The 17,546-nt window shown below is 70.6% G+C and carries 20 protein-coding genes; 9 read left to right on the forward strand and 11 right to left on the reverse strand.

Going from position 1 to position 17,546, the window contains the following annotated elements; all coding sequences use genetic code 11:
• Positions 1-46: 46 nt before the first annotated feature.
• From KOI35_RS04625 to KOI35_RS04635, 3 genes are read left to right on the forward strand one after another with little or no spacing between them, the layout of a single operon-like run.
• Positions 47-610, forward strand: a complete 564-nt coding sequence (locus KOI35_RS04625; protein ID WP_215784698.1) for a hypothetical protein — start codon at positions 47-49, stop codon at positions 608-610.
• The gene (locus tag KOI35_RS04630; protein WP_308120786.1) at positions 607-1,239 is read left to right on the forward strand and encodes a bifunctional 4-hydroxy-2-oxoglutarate aldolase/2-dehydro-3-deoxy-phosphogluconate aldolase; all 633 of its coding nucleotides are present in this window, start codon (positions 607-609) and stop codon (positions 1,237-1,239) included. The genes KOI35_RS04625 and KOI35_RS04630 overlap by 4 nt, the downstream gene beginning before the upstream one ends.
• A complete protein-coding gene (locus tag KOI35_RS04635; RefSeq protein ID WP_215784700.1) occupies positions 1,236-2,162 on the forward strand; it encodes a sugar kinase in 927 nt (308 codons plus the stop codon). The genes KOI35_RS04630 and KOI35_RS04635 overlap by 4 nt, the downstream gene beginning before the upstream one ends.
• A gap of 6 nt (positions 2,163-2,168) precedes the next feature.
• On the opposite strand, the gene KOI35_RS04640 is transcribed toward KOI35_RS04635, so the two are convergent.
• From KOI35_RS04640 to KOI35_RS04655, 4 genes are all read right to left on the reverse strand, one after another.
• Positions 2,169-2,360 carry a hypothetical protein gene (locus KOI35_RS04640; protein WP_215784701.1) on the reverse strand — a complete coding sequence of 64 codons (192 nt, stop codon included), beginning with the start codon at positions 2,358-2,360 and terminating at the stop codon, positions 2,169-2,171.
• A gap of 101 nt (positions 2,361-2,461) precedes the next feature.
• Entirely contained in the window at positions 2,462-4,510 is a 2,049-nt protein-coding gene (locus KOI35_RS04645; RefSeq protein ID WP_215784702.1) for a M14 family zinc carboxypeptidase, read from the reverse strand.
• A gap of 13 nt (positions 4,511-4,523) precedes the next feature.
• On the reverse strand, positions 4,524-5,420 hold the full coding sequence (locus KOI35_RS04650) for a helix-turn-helix transcriptional regulator (RefSeq protein WP_215784703.1): 897 nt from the start codon (positions 5,418-5,420) through the stop codon (positions 4,524-4,526).
• A gap of 66 nt (positions 5,421-5,486) precedes the next feature.
• Complete coding sequence (locus KOI35_RS04655; RefSeq protein ID WP_215784704.1) at positions 5,487-6,245, reverse strand: SDR family oxidoreductase; 759 nt, start codon at positions 6,243-6,245, stop codon at positions 5,487-5,489.
• Between the two features lie 240 nt (positions 6,246-6,485).
• Between KOI35_RS04655 and KOI35_RS04660 the strand changes: the two genes are divergently transcribed.
• A complete protein-coding gene (locus KOI35_RS04660; protein WP_246612405.1) occupies positions 6,486-7,562 on the forward strand; it encodes an RNA ligase RtcB family protein in 1,077 nt (358 codons plus the stop codon).
• Entirely contained in the window at positions 7,559-8,188 is a 630-nt protein-coding gene (locus tag KOI35_RS04665) for a peptide chain release factor-like protein (RefSeq protein WP_215784705.1), read from the forward strand. The genes KOI35_RS04660 and KOI35_RS04665 overlap by 4 nt, the downstream gene beginning before the upstream one ends.
• On the opposite strand, the gene KOI35_RS04670 is transcribed toward KOI35_RS04665, so the two are convergent.
• From KOI35_RS04670 to KOI35_RS04680, 3 genes are read right to left on the reverse strand one after another with little or no spacing between them, the layout of a single operon-like run.
• Positions 8,133-8,870 carry a dienelactone hydrolase family protein gene (locus KOI35_RS04670; protein WP_215784706.1) on the reverse strand — a complete coding sequence of 246 codons (738 nt, stop codon included), beginning with the start codon at positions 8,868-8,870 and terminating at the stop codon, positions 8,133-8,135. The genes KOI35_RS04665 and KOI35_RS04670 overlap by 56 nt on opposite strands.
• A 23-nt stretch (positions 8,871-8,893) precedes the next feature.
• Complete coding sequence (locus KOI35_RS04675; protein ID WP_215784707.1) at positions 8,894-9,775, reverse strand: GlxA family transcriptional regulator; 882 nt, start codon at positions 9,773-9,775, stop codon at positions 8,894-8,896.
• 7 nt (positions 9,776-9,782) lie between these two features.
• A complete protein-coding gene (locus KOI35_RS04680) occupies positions 9,783-10,367 on the reverse strand; it encodes a cysteine hydrolase family protein (RefSeq protein WP_215784708.1) in 585 nt (194 codons plus the stop codon).
• A gap of 115 nt (positions 10,368-10,482) precedes the next feature.
• Here KOI35_RS04680 and KOI35_RS04685 point away from each other — a divergent pair, with 115 nt between their 5' ends.
• The 3 genes from KOI35_RS04685 to KOI35_RS04695 are packed head-to-tail and all read left to right on the forward strand — an operon-like array spanning position 10,483 to position 13,017.
• On the forward strand, positions 10,483-11,334 hold the full coding sequence (locus KOI35_RS04685) for a S66 peptidase family protein (RefSeq protein WP_215784709.1): 852 nt from the start codon (positions 10,483-10,485) through the stop codon (positions 11,332-11,334).
• A 26-nt stretch (positions 11,335-11,360) separates the two neighbouring features.
• On the forward strand, positions 11,361-11,927 hold the full coding sequence (locus KOI35_RS04690; RefSeq protein WP_215784710.1) for a nucleotidyltransferase family protein: 567 nt from the start codon (positions 11,361-11,363) through the stop codon (positions 11,925-11,927).
• Positions 11,920-13,017: an XdhC family protein gene (locus tag KOI35_RS04695; RefSeq protein ID WP_215784711.1), complete on the forward strand. Its 1,098-nt coding sequence runs from the start codon at positions 11,920-11,922 to the stop codon at positions 13,015-13,017. The genes KOI35_RS04690 and KOI35_RS04695 overlap by 8 nt, the downstream gene beginning before the upstream one ends.
• Here the strand turns inward: KOI35_RS04695 and KOI35_RS04700 are convergent.
• The 3 genes from KOI35_RS04700 to KOI35_RS04710 are packed head-to-tail and all read right to left on the reverse strand — an operon-like array spanning position 12,989 to position 15,130.
• Positions 12,989-13,543 carry a dihydrofolate reductase family protein gene (locus tag KOI35_RS04700; protein ID WP_215784712.1) on the reverse strand — a complete coding sequence of 185 codons (555 nt, stop codon included), beginning with the start codon at positions 13,541-13,543 and terminating at the stop codon, positions 12,989-12,991. The two genes, KOI35_RS04695 and KOI35_RS04700, sit on opposite strands and share 29 nt — an antisense overlap.
• A gap of 10 nt (positions 13,544-13,553) precedes the next feature.
• Positions 13,554-13,814, reverse strand: a complete 261-nt coding sequence (locus tag KOI35_RS04705; RefSeq protein WP_215784713.1) for a hypothetical protein — start codon at positions 13,812-13,814, stop codon at positions 13,554-13,556.
• Positions 13,811-15,130 (reverse strand): hypothetical protein, encoded by a 1,320-nt coding sequence (locus KOI35_RS04710; RefSeq protein ID WP_215784714.1) that lies wholly within the window; start codon positions 15,128-15,130, stop codon positions 13,811-13,813. Before KOI35_RS04710 ends, KOI35_RS04705 begins: the two co-directional genes overlap by 4 nt.
• 108 nt (positions 15,131-15,238) lie before the next feature.
• Here KOI35_RS04710 and KOI35_RS04715 point away from each other — a divergent pair, with 108 nt between their 5' ends.
• Positions 15,239-16,156 (forward strand): hypothetical protein, encoded by a 918-nt coding sequence (locus tag KOI35_RS04715; protein ID WP_215784715.1) that lies wholly within the window; start codon positions 15,239-15,241, stop codon positions 16,154-16,156.
• 243 nt (positions 16,157-16,399) lie between these two features.
• Here KOI35_RS04715 and KOI35_RS04720 read toward each other — a convergent pair whose 3' ends face one another.
• Positions 16,400-17,170, reverse strand: a complete 771-nt coding sequence (locus KOI35_RS04720) for a hypothetical protein (protein ID WP_215784716.1) — start codon at positions 17,168-17,170, stop codon at positions 16,400-16,402.
• Positions 17,171-17,546 lie beyond the last annotated feature (376 nt).

A 17,546-nucleotide genomic window follows, 5' to 3' on the forward strand; every position in this document is an offset into this window, starting at 1 on the left:
GGCGCCGCGCCGGGAACCCCGGGCGCGGCGTCGCTACGGTTAGCCCGTGTCTAACGTCCCGTGGTGGGGGTTGCCCCTCATCGCTGCCCTGTTCGCGCTGGCCGGAGCCGCCGCGGTGCAATTCATGTCCGCTCGCAACGACCATCTGCTCAGCCGTCGGCGCCGCACCAAGCGGTGGTACGAGGAGCGCAAGACGGCCTACGTGGCCCTGCTCGCCGTTTTCGAGCGCGACTTCTTCCGCCTGCGGGCCGCCTTCGACGCGGGCGAGAAGCCGGTGCCCGCCCTCGTCTACATGGACGAGGTCGGCCCGGCCCTGATGCAGGTGCGCCTGCTCGCCTCCGGGCCGGTGCGCAGCGCCGCCCTGGCGGTCCACGTTCTTTTGCAGAAGCTGCACGGCGAGATGAACCCGGCCGCCGTGATCGGGGTGCAGCCCGAGATCCACTTCCGGGAGTTGCTGACCCAGGTCCCGCTTGTCATGCAGCAGTTCGAGGCGTCCATCCGCGAGGAGCTCGGCATCGAGACGGCGCCGCCGGTCTCGCCCAACGGACGCGTTCGTTCGATCACCGCCCCTGGATGGACCCGGCGGGATCGGGCAGGATCGGATTCGTGACCGAAGACAGCGTGACCGAAGCCGTGATCCGCAGCGGGATCGTCGCGATCCTGCGGGCCCCCACGGCCGACTACTTCTCCGCCGTCGCCGAAGTGCTGGCCGGCAACGGCATCACCGCTATCGAGGTGACGTTCACCTCGAGCGGCGCCCTCGACGCGCTGGCCGGGCTGCGGCGCCAGCTGCCCGACTCGGTGGCGGTCGGGGCCGGCACGGTGCTCAGCAGCGACGACGTCAAGGCCGCAGTCGACGCCGGCGCCGAGTTCCTGGTGTCCCCGGTGCTCGACGTCGACCTGGTGCGCTCGTCGCCGGTGCCGTTCTATCCGGGCACGTCCACCCCGACCGAGATGTACGCCGCCCACCAGGCCGGCGCGCCGCTGGTCAAGCTGTTCCCGGCGGCCGGTCTCGGTCCCGATTGGCTGCGCAACGTGCGCGCCCCGCTGCCCCAGGTGCGGGTCATGCCGACCGGCGGCGTCAAGATCGAAGACATCGCCGACTACCTGTTCGCGGGTGCCTCGGCGGTCGGGCTGGGCAGCCCGCTGGTCGGCGACGCCGTCACCGGGGGCAGCCTCACCGGCCTGGCCGCCCGGGCCCGCCACGCGGTGAGCGCGGTCGCTTTCGCCCGCTCATGAGTGGTCTGTTCACGCTCGGCGAGACGCTGGGGCTGGTGGCCGCCAACGGCATCGGCCCCCTCGGGCACGCCCAGGGCTTCTCGTTCGGCATCGGCGGCGCCGAGAGCAACGTGGCGATCGGGGTGGCTCGCCTCGGCGGCGAATCGACCTGGCTGGGCCGGGTCGGGCCGGACGCGGCGGGCACGCTGATCGCGTCCCGGATCGCGGCGATGGGCGTACGCACCCTGGCCGTCACCGACGAGGCGTTCACCGGCCTGATGGTGCGGCACCGCCGGTCGGGCGAGTTCACCCAGGTCGACTATCACCGGGCGGGCAGCGCGGGCTCGCGGCTGGCCCCGGCCGACCTGCCGGCGGCCGAGCTCACCGGCGCGACGATCCTGCACGTCACCGGCATCACGCCGGCGTTGAGCGAGACGGCCCGGGCGGCGGTCTTCCAGGCGGTCGAGACGGCCCGCGCGGCCGGCGTGACTGTGTCGATCGACGTGAACTACCGGGCCAAGCTGTGGAGCCGGTTCGACGCCGGGCCGGTGCTGCGCGACCTGGTCGCGCGGGCCGACATCGTGTTCGCCTCGCCCGAAGAGGCGGCGCTGTTCGTCCCGGCCGACGACGCACCGGCCGAGCTGGCCAAGCTGGGCCCGGCCGAGGTGATCGTCAAGGACGGCGGCCGGGGCTGCGTGGCCCTGATCGAGGGCGTCCGGCTGACCCGGCCGGCGCTGCCGGTCACCGTGGTCGACCCGGTCGGGGCCGGAGACGCGTTCGTGGCCGGCTATCTGGCCGACCGGCTGGCCGGGGCGCCGGCCGACGCGCGGCTGACCACGGCCATCGCGGCCGGGGCGTTCGCGGTGACCGTGCCCGGCGATTGCGAGGGCGCACCCAACCGGGCCGAGCTGGCCGCGCTCTCCGGAGCCGACGTGCAGCGCTAGGGCGCCCTAGGACCGCGCTTGGCGCTTGAGTTCCCGCTGTTCACGGGTGTAACGCTTGCGGTTTTCGAGGTCCCGCTTCCACTGCTCGCGGGCGCCCTCGTCGCAGCCCTGCACGGCCCCCTTGGTCTGGGCCGGGCCGATCAATGACCGGAACCACCAGTCGTCGAACGTGTCGTGATACCACTTCCGCAGGCCCATGCGCGTGCCCTCCCGGGTTAGTTGCCGCACAAATAATTTGTACACCAACTAAAGGTCGATGGCGAGCCGCGGGGACTGTGCCCCGCGGCTCACTTACCGGCCTACTGCTCGGCGGCCGCCTTGTCCCGGGCGACCCGGACCAGCTCGACCAGCCCGCCCGCGTACTCCTGCGACTCGGCGTGGGCCTCGGCGAACGGCGGCTGGAACCCGACCGGGTCCCAGCGCTGGGCCGCCTCGTTCCACCGGTCGTTGCCGACCTCGAAGTCCCAGGCGTCGATCCCCAGCTCGTAGTAGAGCTGGTCGGCCGAGTTGCCGGCCGCCGAATAGAGCACGTCAGCCACCGGCCCGGTGTACGACGGCCACGTCACCGTCCCGCGCTCGGCCGAGATCGCGCCGACGATGCGCCGGGCGCTGTCGAGGAAGAACTTCGACTCGTCGATCGACGGCCGCGGCAGCGTGACCCGGCCGTCGGCCCGGTAGGCGCCCGGCGGCCACATGAAGTACCCGCCGTAGCTGTGCACGTTCATGGCCAGCCCGATGTTCGGGTGCGCCTGGGCCAGATCGATCACGTTGCGGCTCTCCGCCTCGGACAGCTCCGCCGTCCCGGCATACGTACCGGAAAGGCAGTTGGAACTCGCCCCGACATAGCCGTCGAAGAACGAGCCGACGGTGTAGTTGCGGTTGACGTCGACGCCCCACGAGTCACGATTGCGAGGATCACGCGATGTGCCGGTGCAGTGGTTGGTGAGGTTCTTGCGTTGCATGGCGTAGTCGTTGAACGAGTAGTTGGCGCCGTCCGGGTTCACCGTCGGGATCACGAACACGTCCACCGAATCGACCAGCTCCCGCGTCGCCGGGTCGGTTGCGTAGTTGGCCAGCAGCCGCTCGGCGAACTCCAGCGTCACCAGCGGGGTCGCCCACTCGCGGGCGTGCTCCTGCGAATAGGCGAGAACGCCCGGCTTCGACCCGTCGCGGACCTTGCCGATCCGCAGTGCCTGCACGGTCCACGGCGCCTTGGGGACCTCGGTGCCTTTGAGACCGTCGTCGAGGCGTACCGGATTCGTGGCCGGCATCGGAAGCCCCGCCGAGCCGTCCTCGACAAAGGCCCGGAACCGCTGGGGATAACGTGCGGTGATGAGGGCCGCCACGTCGTCCGTAGTGCTGATCACCTTGCCACCACTGTCCGTGGCCAAGGTCAAGGTCAAGACCCGGTCCCGGTACGTGGCCGACAGTGGACGGTTCGGCGCGGCCGGATCGACCGTGCGCACCTGGACACCGTTCATGCCCTGATCACCGAACTTGACCGACTCGACGACCACGGCGGCCGCGGCCGGATTGCCGAGGTAGGCCACCGCCGTACGGCGATAGCCCTGGGTCTTGTTGGGCAGGTTGATGACGTCGACGAGATTCGGGTACTGCCGGCCGAGCCGCTTGATCCGCGCCCGCACGTCCACCGGCGTCATGTACGCGTCGACGAAGTCCTTCTGATACCCGTTCGGCGTGGGCGGCGGCGTCGCGCCCGGCCAGGCCGCCGGCGTGATCGCACGCGACGTCCCGCCGAGGCTGCTCGTGGCGGTCACCTGGACGGGCTTCGCGGGCAGCGCCCGGGGCAGCGTGAAGTGGTACTGGTACTCGCCCGAGTCTTCGAACCGCACCAGGGGGAACGATCCGGTGGCGCCGTCCGCCGTCCGCCACGTGACCGTGATCTCGACGTCCGGGTCGGCGCTTGCGGTCGTCGCCACCTGCGTCTGCAAAAACGTCTTGCCCCCGGTCGTCCACCAGTAGGCCTGCAGGAACTGCAACGTGTCGGCGGCCAGCCGGGTGCTCTTGGTTGTGCCGGGGCTTTGACCTGAGCGCTGGATCACCTGCTGGACGACCGCGCCCTGGCTGGTCAGTGCGGCCAGTTGCTGATCGTCGATGACCAGGTCGACCAGTACCCTGCCGTCCTGGGTGCGGGGGCGGGCCGCGAGGTCGGCGCCGTCCCGGACGAGCTTCTGCAGCGCGGCCTCGTCGGGCAGTTGGATCCGGACCAGGGCCGGACCGCCGAGTGGCTCATCTTCGGCTTCGGCCGCCTGGGCCGGGAGCGCGGCCGGCGTGAGGGTGAGAGCGAGGACGGCGAGGACCGCCACCCATCGGGAACGAGAGGACATCGAACCCCCTGCTTCATTGAAGGATGTCGCTCTCCACCCCAACCTTTGCATGGACGATTGTCAATCGATCTGCGGCGTTCCAGCTGGCCAGCATGCGCAGTGCCTGCTGAGACGGGGATCCGGCCGGGGCCGTGTAGACGAACAGGGTCTGTTCCGGGTCTTCGGGCAGTTGCAGGGCCTGAAAATCGATCGTGATCTCGCCGGCGATCGGATGCCGGTACAGCTTGGTGCCCGACGTACGGACCAGCACCTGGTGCTCGGCCCACCAGTGCCGGAAGTGTTCGCTCTTGACCGAGAGCTCGCCGATCAGGGCCGACAACTGCGGGTCGTCGGGGTGGCGGCCCGCGTCCAGGCGCAGGATGGCCACGGTCTCGGCGGCGACCTTGTCCCACTGCACGTAGAGATCGCGGGCGCCGGGGTCGAGGAAGATGAACCGGGCCTTGTTGCGCTGCCCGGCCGGCAGCGCGTTGAAGTCGCAGATCAGGGCGCGCGCCATCCGGTTGGCGGCGAGCACGTCCATGCGCCGGCCGACGACGAAGGCCGGGGAGGCGGCGTCGTCCAGGGCCTCGAGCATGCCGAACATCGTCGGCCGTACGCGTTGGGTGCGCGGGCCGGGCGGGCGGCGGACGTGCCGGGGCTGGGCGAGGTCGAACAGATGGGCCCGCTCGGTGTCGTCGAGTTGCAGGGCCCGGGCGAGCGCGTCGACGACGCTGGCGGACGGGTTCAGGTTGCGGCCCTGTTCGAGGCGGACGTAGTAGTCGACGCTCACCCCGGCCAGTGCGGCCAGCTCCTCGCGGCGCAACCCGGGCACCCGGCGGCCGGGGAACTCGTCGGCGATACCGGCGTCGGCCGGGGTGAGCCGGGCCCGGCGGGTGCGCAGGAAGTCCTTGAGGTCGACGTTCTTGTCCACGTCTCCAGTCTCCCTCGCACCCGCGCCCGCGGGACCCGCCTGACTGGTCCGGCCAGTCCTACCCGGTCAGGACGCCTGGCGGGTCGGCATGACCGTGACCTGCTGCAGGTTGACGTGCCGGGGCAGGCCCGCGGTGAACGCGATCACCTCGGCCACGTCCTCCGGGGTCAGCCAGTCGACGGTCTCCCGGGCGCCGGCCAGCCAGGCCAGGGCGCCCGGGTCGGTGACGTGGCCCTGCAGCTCGGTGCCGACGATGCCCGGCTCGACGGCCGAGACCCGGACGTCCTTGGGGCCCAGCTCGGCCCGCAGATGCCGGGACAGGTGCGTGATGTACGCCTTGGTCGCCGAGTAGACGGCGAAGTTCGGGAAGATGTTCTGCGCCGCGATCGACGACGTGTTGATCAGGTCGGCCGGGCGGCCCTCGCCCGCGACCGCCACCAGTTGCGGCACGACGGCGCCGATGGTGTGCATGGCGGCGGTGATGTTCAGGTCGATCTGGTGCTGCCACTGGTCGGCCCGCAGTTCCTCGACCGGCGCCGGCAGCATGATCCCGGCGTTGTTGACCACCAGGTCCACCGGCCCGAACGCGGTGCTGACCTGAGCGACGGCGGACCCGAGCGCGTCGGCGTCGGTGACGTCCACCGGCAGCCCGAGCGCGGTGCCGCCGGCGGTGGTGATCTGGGCGACGAGCTCGTCGAGACGGTCCTTGCGCCGGGCGAGCAGCGCCACCTTCGCGCCGCGGGCCGCGAGCAGCCGGGCGGTGGCCGCGCCGATACCGCTGGACGCGCCGGTGATCAGCGCGACGCGGCCGGTGAGTGCAGTCATTGTTCTCTCCTTGAAGCAGGTGACGCCCTCCATGGAACCGCCGGGGAAACCTCGGTGGGCCGCCCTGTCTGGGTCCCTTCTGACCAGGTCCGTCAGACCCACCCAGCCGAAATTCGGTTGCCCGGCCGGCGGCGGTCGGGGACAGTCGGCGCATGACGTACTGACGGATGAACCCAGCCGAACGCGGATGAACCCAGCCGAACGCCTTCCCGTCATTTCGCCATTCTTTGGAGTTCTCTTTTGTCTGAGCAGCAGCTCACGCCTGCCTCGGTTCGTGTCTTCTCGTCGCCCGGCAGCTGGATCGAATCGGATGCGCGGGACCAGTGCGACCGGGTCGCCCGGCTCGACGGCATGCGGCATGTCGCCGGGATGCCGGATCTGCACCCGGGTAAGGGGGCTCCGATCGGGGCCGCCATGTTGTCGGAAACGCTCTATCCGTTTCTGGTCGGGTCCGACATCGGCTGCGGGATCGCCGTTTTCCCGGTCAAGATCAAGCGCCCCAACGCCGAACGTCTCGCCGCCCGCTTTCCCGACCTCGATCGGGCCCTCGACGCCGACGACGAGGAGTGGCCGGACGAGATCCCGGCCGGCTTTACCGACAGTCTTGGCACGGTCGGGCGCGGCAACCATTTCGTCGAGCTGGCCCGGGTCGACGACGTGATGCAAGCGGCCGTGGTCAGCAAGGGCGACTTCGTTCTCATCGTGCACAGCGGGTCGCGGGGGCTCGGCGAGAGCATTCTGCGGGCCCACACCGAGGTGCACGGCGCGGGGCCGGCCGCCGACCCGGCGGCCTATCTGAAAGCCCACGACGAAGCCGTGCGGTGGGGGTCGCTCAATCGGCGGCTCATGGCCCGGCGGGTCGGTAATGCACTGGGCGTTCAGGTCGGCGGGGCGATCGTGGACGAGTGCCACAACTTCGTGGAAATCAGGGACGGGCTCTATCTGCACCGGAAAGGCGCGGCGAACGGGGACGGCCGTACGGTGCTGATCGCGGGTACCCGGGGTACTCCGTCCTATCTGGTGGCCGGACATGCGGGCGCGGCGGCCAATTTCTCGGTGGCGCACGGGGCGGGACGGAAAATGTCGCGCGCGGACGCCCTGCGGCGCGGGAAGGCCAAGCACACCGTGGCCGAGCTCCGGCGTACGGGCGTGGGAAGTCTGGTTGTCTGCGGGGATCGGCAATTGCTGTTCGAGGAGGCGCCGACGGCCTACAAGCGCATCGAGTCGGTCATCGCGGATCTGGTGGCGCACGAACTGGCCACGCCGCTCGCGGTGACGGTTCCGGTGGTCACATACAAGACCAAGGAACGCGGATGAGGCTGCTGCTGTCGGCCGGTCGCGGGCCGCGGGAATGCGACTGGGCCCTGGCCGAACTGGTGCGACGACTGTCGGAGGAGGCGGCCGCGAGCGGGCTCACTGTGGCCGGGGAAAAGGCCGAGCGGTCGGTTCTGCTCGAGATCGCCGGCGCGGGCGCGGAGGAATTCGCGAAAGGGTGGACGGGCACGCTCTGCTGGCAGGCGCCCAGCCCGTTCCGCCCGGCGCACAGCCGCAAGAACTGGTACGTCATCGCGCAGCCGGTGCCGGACGACGATCCACGGACGACGTTCGACGAGCGGGACGTGGACGTGGTGGCGACGCGCACGGGCGGGCCGGGCGGGCAGCACCGCAACAAGGCCAGCACGGCTGTGCGCGCCACCCACCGGCCGTCGGGGATCGTGGTCGTGGTCGACACCGAGCGCCAGTTCGGGCTGAACCGGCGGATCGCGCTGCGGCTGCTCCGGGAACGGCTCGCCTCGGGGGACGACGCCGCGGCCCGGGCGGCCGTGACCGAGCGGTGGCGGGTGCACGACGACCTCGTACGGGGAAATCCGACCCGGACCGAACGCCCTAGAGCGACCGGCCGCGGAGGAAGGACACCGCCTCGGTCAGGCCGCGGTCGGTGAGCTCGGGGTCGTAGCGCGGGCCGACGTCGCGCATGAAGGCGTGCTCGCCGCCCGCGTAGACGTGCAGCTCGAGGTCTTCGTGGCCGGCCGCGTAGAGCTCGGACAGGATCTGGGCGCGGGCGGCGGCGGGCACGTGCGGGTCGCGGGAGCCAAAGATGATCATGAGTTGGCCGGTGATGCCGGCGGCGCGGGCCAGCGAGTCGGCGTGGTCGGCGCCGAGCGCACCGTTGTGCAGGCCGGTCGGATAGAAGCAGACGGTCGAGGCGACCCGCTCGTCCAGCGCGGCCCGGAACGCCAGGTGCCCGCCCAGGCACCAGCCGCCGACGTGCAGGCTGGTCACGTCGGAGCGCTGAGCCAGATAGTCGACGACCGACACGCGGTCCTCGTCGAACTCGGCCGTCGTCATCGCGGCGGCCCCGCCCAGCCCGGCCTGCTTGCCGGCGTCGTCGAACTCGAGCGCGACGCCCGCGAGCTCGCCGCGCGGATAGATCTCGGGCACGCAGACGACGAAGCCCTCGGCGGCCAGCCGGCGGCAGGTGCGCAGCGTCGACTCGGTCAGCTGGAAGATGTCGGAGTAGAGCAGCAGAGCCGGCCGGTTTCCGCCGCCGTCGGGCGTGAGCACCTTGGCCCTGATCTCGTGGCCGGAGCCGGCGATGCGGACGTCTTCCTCAAGCACCTTCATGCCGACGAACCCTACCGAAATGATCAGGCGCGGGCGCGTAACCGGCGCAGCATGCGGGCGTCGCTGAAACCGACCGCGCGGGCGGCCGACTCGACCGTGGCGCCGTGCCCGATCAGGTATTCGGCTCGTTCCACGCGCAGCAGCTGCTGATAGCGCAGCGGCGTCCGCCCGGTCGCCGCCTCGAACAGGCGGGTCAGCGTCCGCTCGCTCACCCCGGCCCCGGAGGCCAGGTCGCCCAGCGGCAGCGGCATCGTGAACTTGGCGTCGATCCGGTCCTGCACGCGGTGCACCACGTCGCTGAGGTGGCCCCGATGCCGCAGCATGGCCGAAGCCTGCTGCTCGTCGCCGTTGCGCCGGGCGTAGACGACCATCTCGCGGGCCACCCGGGCCGCGACCGCCGGGCCGTGCCGCTGGGCCACCAGGTGCAGGGCGAGGTCGATGCCGCTGGCGATCCCGGCCGAGGTCACCACCCGGCCGTCGCTGACATAGAGCACATCCCGTACGACGGTGGTTCGCGGATGATGCCGGGCGAGCCGGTCCTGCAGGTCGTGGTGGGTGGTGCAGCGGCGCCCGTCGAGCAGCCCGGCCCGGCCCAGGGCCTCGGCGCCCGAGCACACGCTGGCCACCGTGCCGCCGGCCGCGTGGTGCTCGGCGATCCGCTGCAGCAGCGCCGGGCCGACCGGGGGATAGCCCTCACGCCAGCCCGGCACCAGCACCAGGTCGTCGGCGGTCAGCGCGGGCCACTCGACCGACGCCTGCAGGGTCACGCCCTGCCACGACGGCACGGAAGGGGAGTCGGCCACGTATTCGAGGCGGTAACCGGGGGCGGTGGAGAACACCTGGGCCGGGCCGGCCAGGTCGAGCAGGTGCAACCGTGGGGTCAGCACGAACACCACCCGGTGCACCGTCTCGTCACTCTCCCAGGTAGTCGTCCACCGTACGAATGGTGGCGAACCGGCCGGCCAGCGCGTATTCGGTGCGGGCCGTCACGTCGGACGCCGCCAGCGTACGCGGATCGGCCAGCAGTTCCTCGACGGTCTGGTCGGCCGGCGCGGTCCAGTGCGGGATCGGGAACGTGCCGGTGGCGTCGGTGACGAAGGTGACCTCGTACCCGAAGTCGGAGGCGACCCGGGCCGTGGTCTCGACGCACTGCTCGGTGCGCAGGCCGCACACGGTCACCGCGGTCACGCCGGTGCTGGTCAGGTACTGCTGCAGGTTCGTGGTGGTGAACGCGTTGTGCGCGGACTTCACGACGAGGTGCTCGCCGGGGAGCGGCTTGAGCTCGTCGACCACCCGGACGTGCCCGTTCTGCGGGTCGAACACGTCACCCGTGCCCGGTTCCGCGTGCAGCACCCACACGACCCGGTGGCCGGCGGCCCGTGCCGCGTCGACGAGACGGTTGACGTTGGCGAACAGGGCCGGGTTGTCGAGAGTGCGCCAGAGCGGGCGCTGCCGGAACGATTCCTGGACGTCGATGACGAGAAGGGCGGTGGTCATGGGTCGATCGTGCGCGCTCCGAGCCCGTACGGGAAAGGCATCATCGTGACCCGACCCGGAACGATCTGGTCGTCCGCCCGAGGCGCTGCGGCAAAAGCGACGCGATAATGCGCCTGTGCAGAGTGCATACGAGTATGTCGATGTCGTCCGGCCGCCGCGGCTGCGGCCCGGCGATCATGTGCGTGTGGTGGCGCCGACCGGCCCGGCGGAACGGTCCGAGGTCGAGCGCACGGAGCAGCGACTCAAGGATCTGGGCCTCGAGGTCTCGGTCGGCACCCTGGACGACGAGGCCCGCGTTCAGGACATCGACCGGGCCCTGCGCGACCTGAAGGTCAAGGCCATCGTGGCCGTCGGGACCGGCCCGGAGGCGCACCGGATCGCGGACGACCTGGACTTCACCACCGCGGCGCACCTGCCGACGCTGCTGGTGGGGTTCCGGGAGTGCACGATCCTGCACCTGGCGTTCTGGGAGCGGGCCGGGCTGGCCGGCATCTACGGCGGGCCCGACCAGTCGTTCGTGGCGGCCGCGTTCGGCACCGAGCCGGTGGTGGTGACCAGCGAACCCGACTCGCACACGGGCGAGCTGACCACGACCGGGCGGGCGACCGGGGTGCTGCTCGGCGGCGACCAGGAACAGATCGCCACCGCCGCCGGATGGGTTCTGCCCAGCCTGCACGGCGCGATCCTGCTGCTCGAGGGGTACGGGCTGCGGCCCGAGCAGATCGACCGGCAGCTGACCATGCTGCACCGGACGGGACGGCTCAAGGGCGTACGGGGAGTGGCCGTCGGCCGTTACATCGAGTGCGGGCCGGGCAATGTGCTCGACGTTCTGCGTGACCGTCTGGCGCCGCTCGAGGTGCCGATCCTGGGCGGTCTGCCGATCGGTCAAGGGGCGATTCCGGTCGGCACGCCGGCCATGCTGGACGCCGATGCCGGCACGTTGACGATCGAGCCCGCCGTCTCCTGACGACCTTCGGCGCTACTCTGAAAAACATGGCCGGGATCACCGCCGGGATCCTGCTCGCCGCGGGCGCGGGGAGCCGCTACGGGCTGCCCAAGGCGCTGATCCGCTATCCCGACCGCCTGCTCGTGCAGAGGGGGGCCGACACCCTGCGTACGGCCGGCCTCTCGCCTGTCGTGGTGGTGCTCGGCGCCTCGGCCTCACTTGTCAAAGCGGCTGCGCCCGACCTGCCGCAGACCGTGATCAACCCGGATTGGCGCAGCGGGATGGCGTCCTCACTGAAAGCCGGGCTGCTGGCTGTAGAAAATGCTGACGCCGCGGTGATCCTGCTGGTCGACATGCCCGGTGTCACGGCCGCGGCCGTACGCCGGGTGGCCGCCCACGCCGATCCCGAGGCCCTGGTCATGGGCGGCTACGGCACCCGGCGCGGGCATCCTGTGCTGCTCGGCCGCGCGCACTGGCCGGGCGTGATCGAGTCGGCGGTCGGTGACACCGGAGCGCGGGCCTACCTCAAGGCTCATCCCGTACGCGTGGTGCCCGTCGACGACGTGGCCGACGATCTCGATCTCGACGTCCCGGAGCTGAATCCTCATGCGTGACGTACTGGACAGGCTGCTGGCCTGGTGGGAGGCGGGCGAGCCGGTCGGGCTGGCCACCGTGACGGCGACCTGGTCGAGCGCGCCCCGGCAGCCCGGCGCGGCGATGGTCGTCGGCCCCGGCGGCGAGGTGGTGGGCAGTGTCTCCGGCGGCTGTGTCGAGGGTGCCGTCTACGAGCTGTGCCGCGAGGTCATCGAGACCGGCGAGGCGAGCGTGGCCCGCTACGGGATCAGCGACGACGACGCGTTCGAGGTCGGGCTCACCTGCGGCGGCATCATCGAGCTGCTGATCGAGCGGGTCGACCGGCAGTCGTTCCCCGAGCTGCCCGAACTGGCCCGGGCGATCGCCGCGGCCCGGCCGATCGCGCTGCTGACCCGGCTCGACGGGGCGCGTCATCTGCTGATCACGCCGGACGCACGCACCGGCACCCTGGGCCACGACCGGATCGACGACGCGACCACCGACGACGGCCGCGGGTTGCTGGCTGCGGGGCGTACGGGAATGCTCCATTACGGTCCGTCAGGTGAGCGCCGGGGTGAGGGACTCTCCGTGCCGGTCGCCTCGTTCGCGCCGCCGGCCCGCATGCTCGTCTTCGGGGCCACCGATCATGCGGCGGCGACCGCGCGGATCGGGTCGTTCCTCGGCTATCACGTGACCGTGTGCGACGCCCGGCCGGTGTTCGCCACCGCGCGCCGCTTCCCGTCGGCCGACCAGGTCGTGGTCGACTGGCCGCACCGCTATCTGACCACCGAGGCCGAGGCGGGCCGGATCGACGAGCGGACCGTCCTCTGTGTGCTGACCCACGACCCGAAGTTCGACGTGCCGGTGCTCGAGGTCGCGCTGCGGTTGCCGGTCGCCTACGTGGGTGCGATGGGTTCCCGCCGTACGCACGACGACCGCAACAAACGCCTGCAAGAGGCGGGACTGTCCGATGCCGAGCTGGCCCATCTGGCCTCCCCGGTCGGGCTCGATCTGGGGGCGCGGACACCCGAGGAGACCGCGGTCAGCATCGCGGCCGAGATCGTGGCACTGCGCTGGGGCGGCTCGGGGGCGCGGCTGACCGCTACCGCGGGGCGGATCCACCCGGACTAGTCGCGTATTCGAGCAGCAGCACGCCGGAACTGAACGTCCTCGTCTCGATCGGGGTGAGGCCGAGCGTCACGTCCTCGAAGAGCCGCACGCCGTGGCCCTGGACCCGCGGGTAGACGAAGAGCCGGTACACGTCGACGAGTCCGGTCGGGATCAACGAGCGTACGAGGGTGGCGCTCCCGGTGATCGTGATGTCGGCGCCCTCGGCCTGCTTGAGGGCGGCGAGCTCGTCGGTGACCGGCCCGCGCAGGATCGTGGTGTTCTGCCATTCCGCCTTGTCGAGGTTCGCCGACACCACGTATTTGGCGACCTGGTCCAGATAGGCCGAGATCTCCCCGTCCTGCTGGGGCCAGAACCCGGCGAACTCCTCGTACGTCACCCGGCCCAGCACCAGCGCATCCGAGTCGGCGCCGTTCCGGGCGTTGACCGCGGCCAGCTCCTCGTCCGCGTCGGCGGGATCGAACCAGTCGCCGATCGGCGAGATCACACCGTCAACCGTGATGTTCTCCGTGACCACGAGTCTGCGCATGACCGACTTCTTACCCCGTGCGGCTCATCCACAACGTCGCCGTGCGCCGCATGACGAATCCGGGCCGCTCGACCAGCGGATCATCCGCCGGCTCGCGCACGGAGAGAGCCACCACGAGATCGAACGGATCTTCCGGCGCCGACACGGTCACGCCCTGGTTCTGCAGGGCCGCAGCGAACGCATCGTCGCCCCGCACCCGGATGCGCTTCGACGGCAGCTGTTCCACGGCGAGCCCGGCGAATGTCTCGTAGTGCGGCAGGACCTCCGTCACGGCAGGAAGCCACGGACGGCGGCCAGCCCCAACGCCGTACGGGGAAGATAGGCCGTTCGCCACAACCCGCCGTGCGCCGCCGCGACCGCCTCGTCCTCCCACACCGTCGCGGCGGCCGGGCGTGGCTTCCGGAGCTGGTGCACCAGCAGCAGCGCCATCAGACGGTTGGCCGTGGCCGGCTCGAAGATCTCGACGTCGAACAGGTGCGCCCCCGCATACGCCGCGGCCAGCACGCGATTGCTGGTCACCGAACGGGTCCGGGTCGGCGGCGCGACCGCGAAACTCACCACGCCGTCCCGCCGGGCCAGCGACGCCCGCCAGCGCTGGATCCGCTTGGCCAGCGCGTAGTTCGGGCCCTGCTGCGGCACCAGGCTGTCGTTGATGTGGTCGCCCGGATAGTTGGGCTGCAACAGGTTCGGGTAACGGCCGACGAGCCGGGCCAGGCGCGACCGACCGGCGAAACGCGCGTTCGCCTGCTCGACGGCGGCCGGCGGCACGGCGAAGGTGTCGGTCGGCGTGGCCAGGAAAGCCAGCGCGAGATCGTCCCGCCGCTCCCGCAGATGCACGGCCAGCGCGTCGAAGGCGACCGAGAGTTTCACGTACGCCGCACCCGGCGCATAGACGTAGTTGCCGAGCACGAGCCGCCCGTCGATGCCCGCCAGCCAGTGCGCGACGGCACCGAGTTCGGTGAGCAGGTCGGCGCCCGCGGCCCGCCCGGGCAGCACCGGCGCGATCAGCCGGCCCGCGCTGGGCACGGCGGCGACCCGCTCCCACACCTTCGGCAGGTCGATCCCGATCACCGTGCCGCCCCAGGCCAGCACGGCCGGCAGCGGACCCATCTCGGCGCCCGCACCGACCACGACGAGCCGCTGATCGGAGAGGTCGAGCCAGTCCGGATGGGCCATGATTTCCCGTACGGCCTCGGCGCACGACGGTTCGATCACACCCTTGGTGGTCCACGTGTCGAGCTGTCGCGAGAGAGCGTCGCCGCGCAGTCGTTCGCCGCGATAAGGGAGCACGACCTCCCGCTCCGGCGCCGCGTCCCCGTCGATGGTCAGGGTGTCGAACTCGCGCTCCGGCGGCTCGATCGTGACCGGCATCCGCGCGTGCACCGAGGCCAGGCCGGCGGCCGCGATGTCGTACCCGTCGTTCAGCCCCGCTTCGACCAGCGCCCGGAAATGGCGCAGGTAGCCGCGCCGCCAGTCCTTCACGTCGCGGGCATCGTTGTTCAGGGCGTCCGCGACCACATTGCGGCCGAAGGCGGAGCTGCTGGGACGGCCGGCGGCATCCGCCGTATCAGCCGGGAAGTCGATCACCTAGGGGACAGTAGTTCCTCCCTGGGTAGGAGACAGCCTCGGACCACCGGCCGCAGTCGGGGCCCGCGGACGGACGATTCGGCCGGTTATCGGCGCGACGCTGCCAGCATGACTCGCCTCACGGAAAGATGGCACCGGCCGCTGCTGGTGCTCACCGCCGCCATGCTCCTGCTGACCCTGGTCACCGTCGTCGGGATTCTCACCGACAACCGCACCCTCCTCGGCGCGCCCGTCTGGCTGAAGCCGTTCAAGTTCGCCGTCTCGTTCGTCCTCTACGCGCTCACACTGGCCTGGATGCTGGCCGTGCTGCCACGCCGCAGCCGCCTCGCCGAATGGGCCGGCACCATCATCGTCGCGGTCGCGTTCATCGAGATGGCCATCATCACGGTCCAGGCCGCGCGCGGTCATCGCAGCCACTTCAACGACAGCAACCCCCTCGACGAGCAACTCTTCTCGATCATGGGAACTTCGATCCTGGTGCTCTTCCTCGCGCACCTGGTCATCGGAATCGTCGCGCTGCTGCAGAGAATCCCCAACCCCGTTTCCGCGTACGCGATCCGCCTCGGACTTTTCCTGTCCCTGCTCGGCATGCTGGCGGCGGTCCCGATGGTCACACCCATGCAGGATCCCGGCCTGGCGGGCATCTCGGGCGCCCACGCGGTCGGCGTACCCGACGGCGGTCCGGGCCTGCCCGTCACGGGCTGGAGCACCACGGGCGGCGACCTGCGCATCGGCCACTTCATCGGAATGCACGGCCTGCAGGCGTTGCCGCTGCTGGCCCTGTTGCTGACGAGGTTCACACGCTGGACCGACCGCACACGGGCCCGGCTGATCCTGGTGGGCGGCCTGGGCTACGCCGGGTTGACGGTCCTGCTGACGTGGCAGGCACTGCGGGGCCAGCCGTTGTTGAAGCCCGACGCCGTGACGGTGATGGCCGCGGTCGCGCTTGCGGTCGTGGTCGCAGCAAGCGCGCTCCTGGTCCTCCGGCGCGAGCCGGCCGCCACCACCGCGACCGTCGACGCGTGATGCCTCATCCACGGCGCGCGTTCCCTTTCTTTTGACCCGTACGATCCGCCGGTTCTTTTGACCCGCATGACCCGCCGGTTCTTTTGACCCGCACGATCCGCCGGCATTGGACGGCATCGAGTGTCACCGTGACCAGATACTCATCGAATTCCCCGTTCGGCGCGCAATTATCAGCAAATTGACATGATCGAATACTGACGTGGCGGTAGTCGGGTGCGAAAGAATTGTTCCATGGCCCAATTGTCATTGTTCGGGCGAGCCGAAATCTCCCAGATGCGTGATCGAACCAAGGCGCGCAACTACGACCCGGACATGGACGAGTTCCGGCGCCTGCACAAGATTCGCCGTTACTACGGCCTGAAACGCCGCCATGCCGAGAAACTGCGCTACATCGAGGAGCAGCGCCGCCTCGCCCCCTGCGATGATCCGGCTCGCACCGTTCCGGCCGATCCAGCTCGTGACGAGATCGCCGCAACCAGCCGGATTGCGTCGATGGTTCCGCCGCAGACTGATCCGGCGGAGTCGGCTCAGTCTGCGCCCGCCGTGTCGCCTGCGGCCGCACCGCCGAATGGTGTAACCGGAGGTTCGACTGCTTCGGTCCGCAATGCGGGGAGTGACGCGATCTGCGATTCGCATGAGGCAGTTGTGGCTATGGGCAATGAGGTCGGCGTCCGGCGTGCGCTCGGGTGGAGGTTGAATGAGTTTCCTGGGTCGCCGAACGACGTGGTCGAGGCGACACTCGATACCGTCCTTTGCCGACGGGCCGGCGCGGGTCATCATTCGGTGGTAACGGTGAAAAGGCGGCTCTGGAGAAACTGGATGTCGCATTTCAACCGCAGGTCGATATTGCCGGAGTCCATAGGTTCTGAGCGAGGCGCCGGGTTCGATCGGTGGCGAGCCCAGCCTGGCACGACCTACCCGATCGACTGTCTGATCATGGTTGGTGAGGCGGTCGTCGGGTGCATCGATGGCCCGCTGCAGCACGCCGATCGCGAGGTTCGCCGTTCGCGGCAACCGCCACCCGCTCACCCCGACCCGCCGTTCGACGACCTCAACCGGCGCACCCCCCCGTGCGTGGCGTGGTGCAGCGAACCAAGACCGGCCACCAACGCCGCCAATCGGAACTCAGCCCGACGCGCGACTTCCAGCTCACGCCGGAGCTACTCGCGTCGGCCACGACCGGACGTTTTGCTTTGTATGCGTCGACCTCGCCCACGGGTCGCTGGCGGCTGCGCCCACGACGGTCGACGGCCGCGCCCACGATCGCCCACGGGTCGCTGGCGGCTGCGCCCACGACGGTCGACGGCCGCGCCCACGATCGCCCACGGGTCGCTGGCGGCTGCGCCCACGACGGTCGACGGCCGCGCCCACGATCGCCCACGGGTCGCTG

Origin of the sequence: Paractinoplanes bogorensis (genome assembly GCF_018829635.1) — a bacterium.
GTDB lineage: Bacteria > Actinomycetota > Actinomycetes > Mycobacteriales > Micromonosporaceae > Actinoplanes > Actinoplanes bogorensis.

Excerpts from the sequence above, each read along its gene's own strand:
- KOI35_RS04635 (WP_215784700.1), top strand. The coding sequence starts at position 1,236 with ATGAGTGGTCTGTTCACGCTCGGCGAGACGCTGGGGCTGGTGGCCGCC.
- KOI35_RS04640 (WP_215784701.1), bottom strand. The coding sequence starts at position 2,360 with ATGGGCCTGCGGAAGTGGTATCACGACACGTTCGACGACTGGTGGTTC.
- KOI35_RS04645 (WP_215784702.1), bottom strand. The coding sequence starts at position 4,510 with ATGTCCTCTCGTTCCCGATGGGTGGCGGTCCTCGCCGTCCTCGCTCTC.
- KOI35_RS04655 (WP_215784704.1), bottom strand. The coding sequence starts at position 6,245 with ATGACTGCACTCACCGGCCGCGTCGCGCTGATCACCGGCGCGTCCAGC.
- KOI35_RS04665 (WP_215784705.1), top strand. The coding sequence starts at position 7,559 with ATGAGGCTGCTGCTGTCGGCCGGTCGCGGGCCGCGGGAATGCGACTGG.
- KOI35_RS04670 (WP_215784706.1), bottom strand. The coding sequence starts at position 8,870 with ATGAAGGTGCTTGAGGAAGACGTCCGCATCGCCGGCTCCGGCCACGAG.
- KOI35_RS04680 (WP_215784708.1), bottom strand. The coding sequence starts at position 10,367 with ATGACCACCGCCCTTCTCGTCATCGACGTCCAGGAATCGTTCCGGCAG.
- KOI35_RS04690 (WP_215784710.1), top strand. The coding sequence starts at position 11,361 with ATGGCCGGGATCACCGCCGGGATCCTGCTCGCCGCGGGCGCGGGGAGC.
- KOI35_RS04695 (WP_215784711.1), top strand. The coding sequence starts at position 11,920 with ATGCGTGACGTACTGGACAGGCTGCTGGCCTGGTGGGAGGCGGGCGAG.
- KOI35_RS04700 (WP_215784712.1), bottom strand. The coding sequence starts at position 13,543 with ATGCGCAGACTCGTGGTCACGGAGAACATCACGGTTGACGGTGTGATC.
- KOI35_RS04715 (WP_215784715.1), top strand. The coding sequence starts at position 15,239 with ATGACTCGCCTCACGGAAAGATGGCACCGGCCGCTGCTGGTGCTCACC.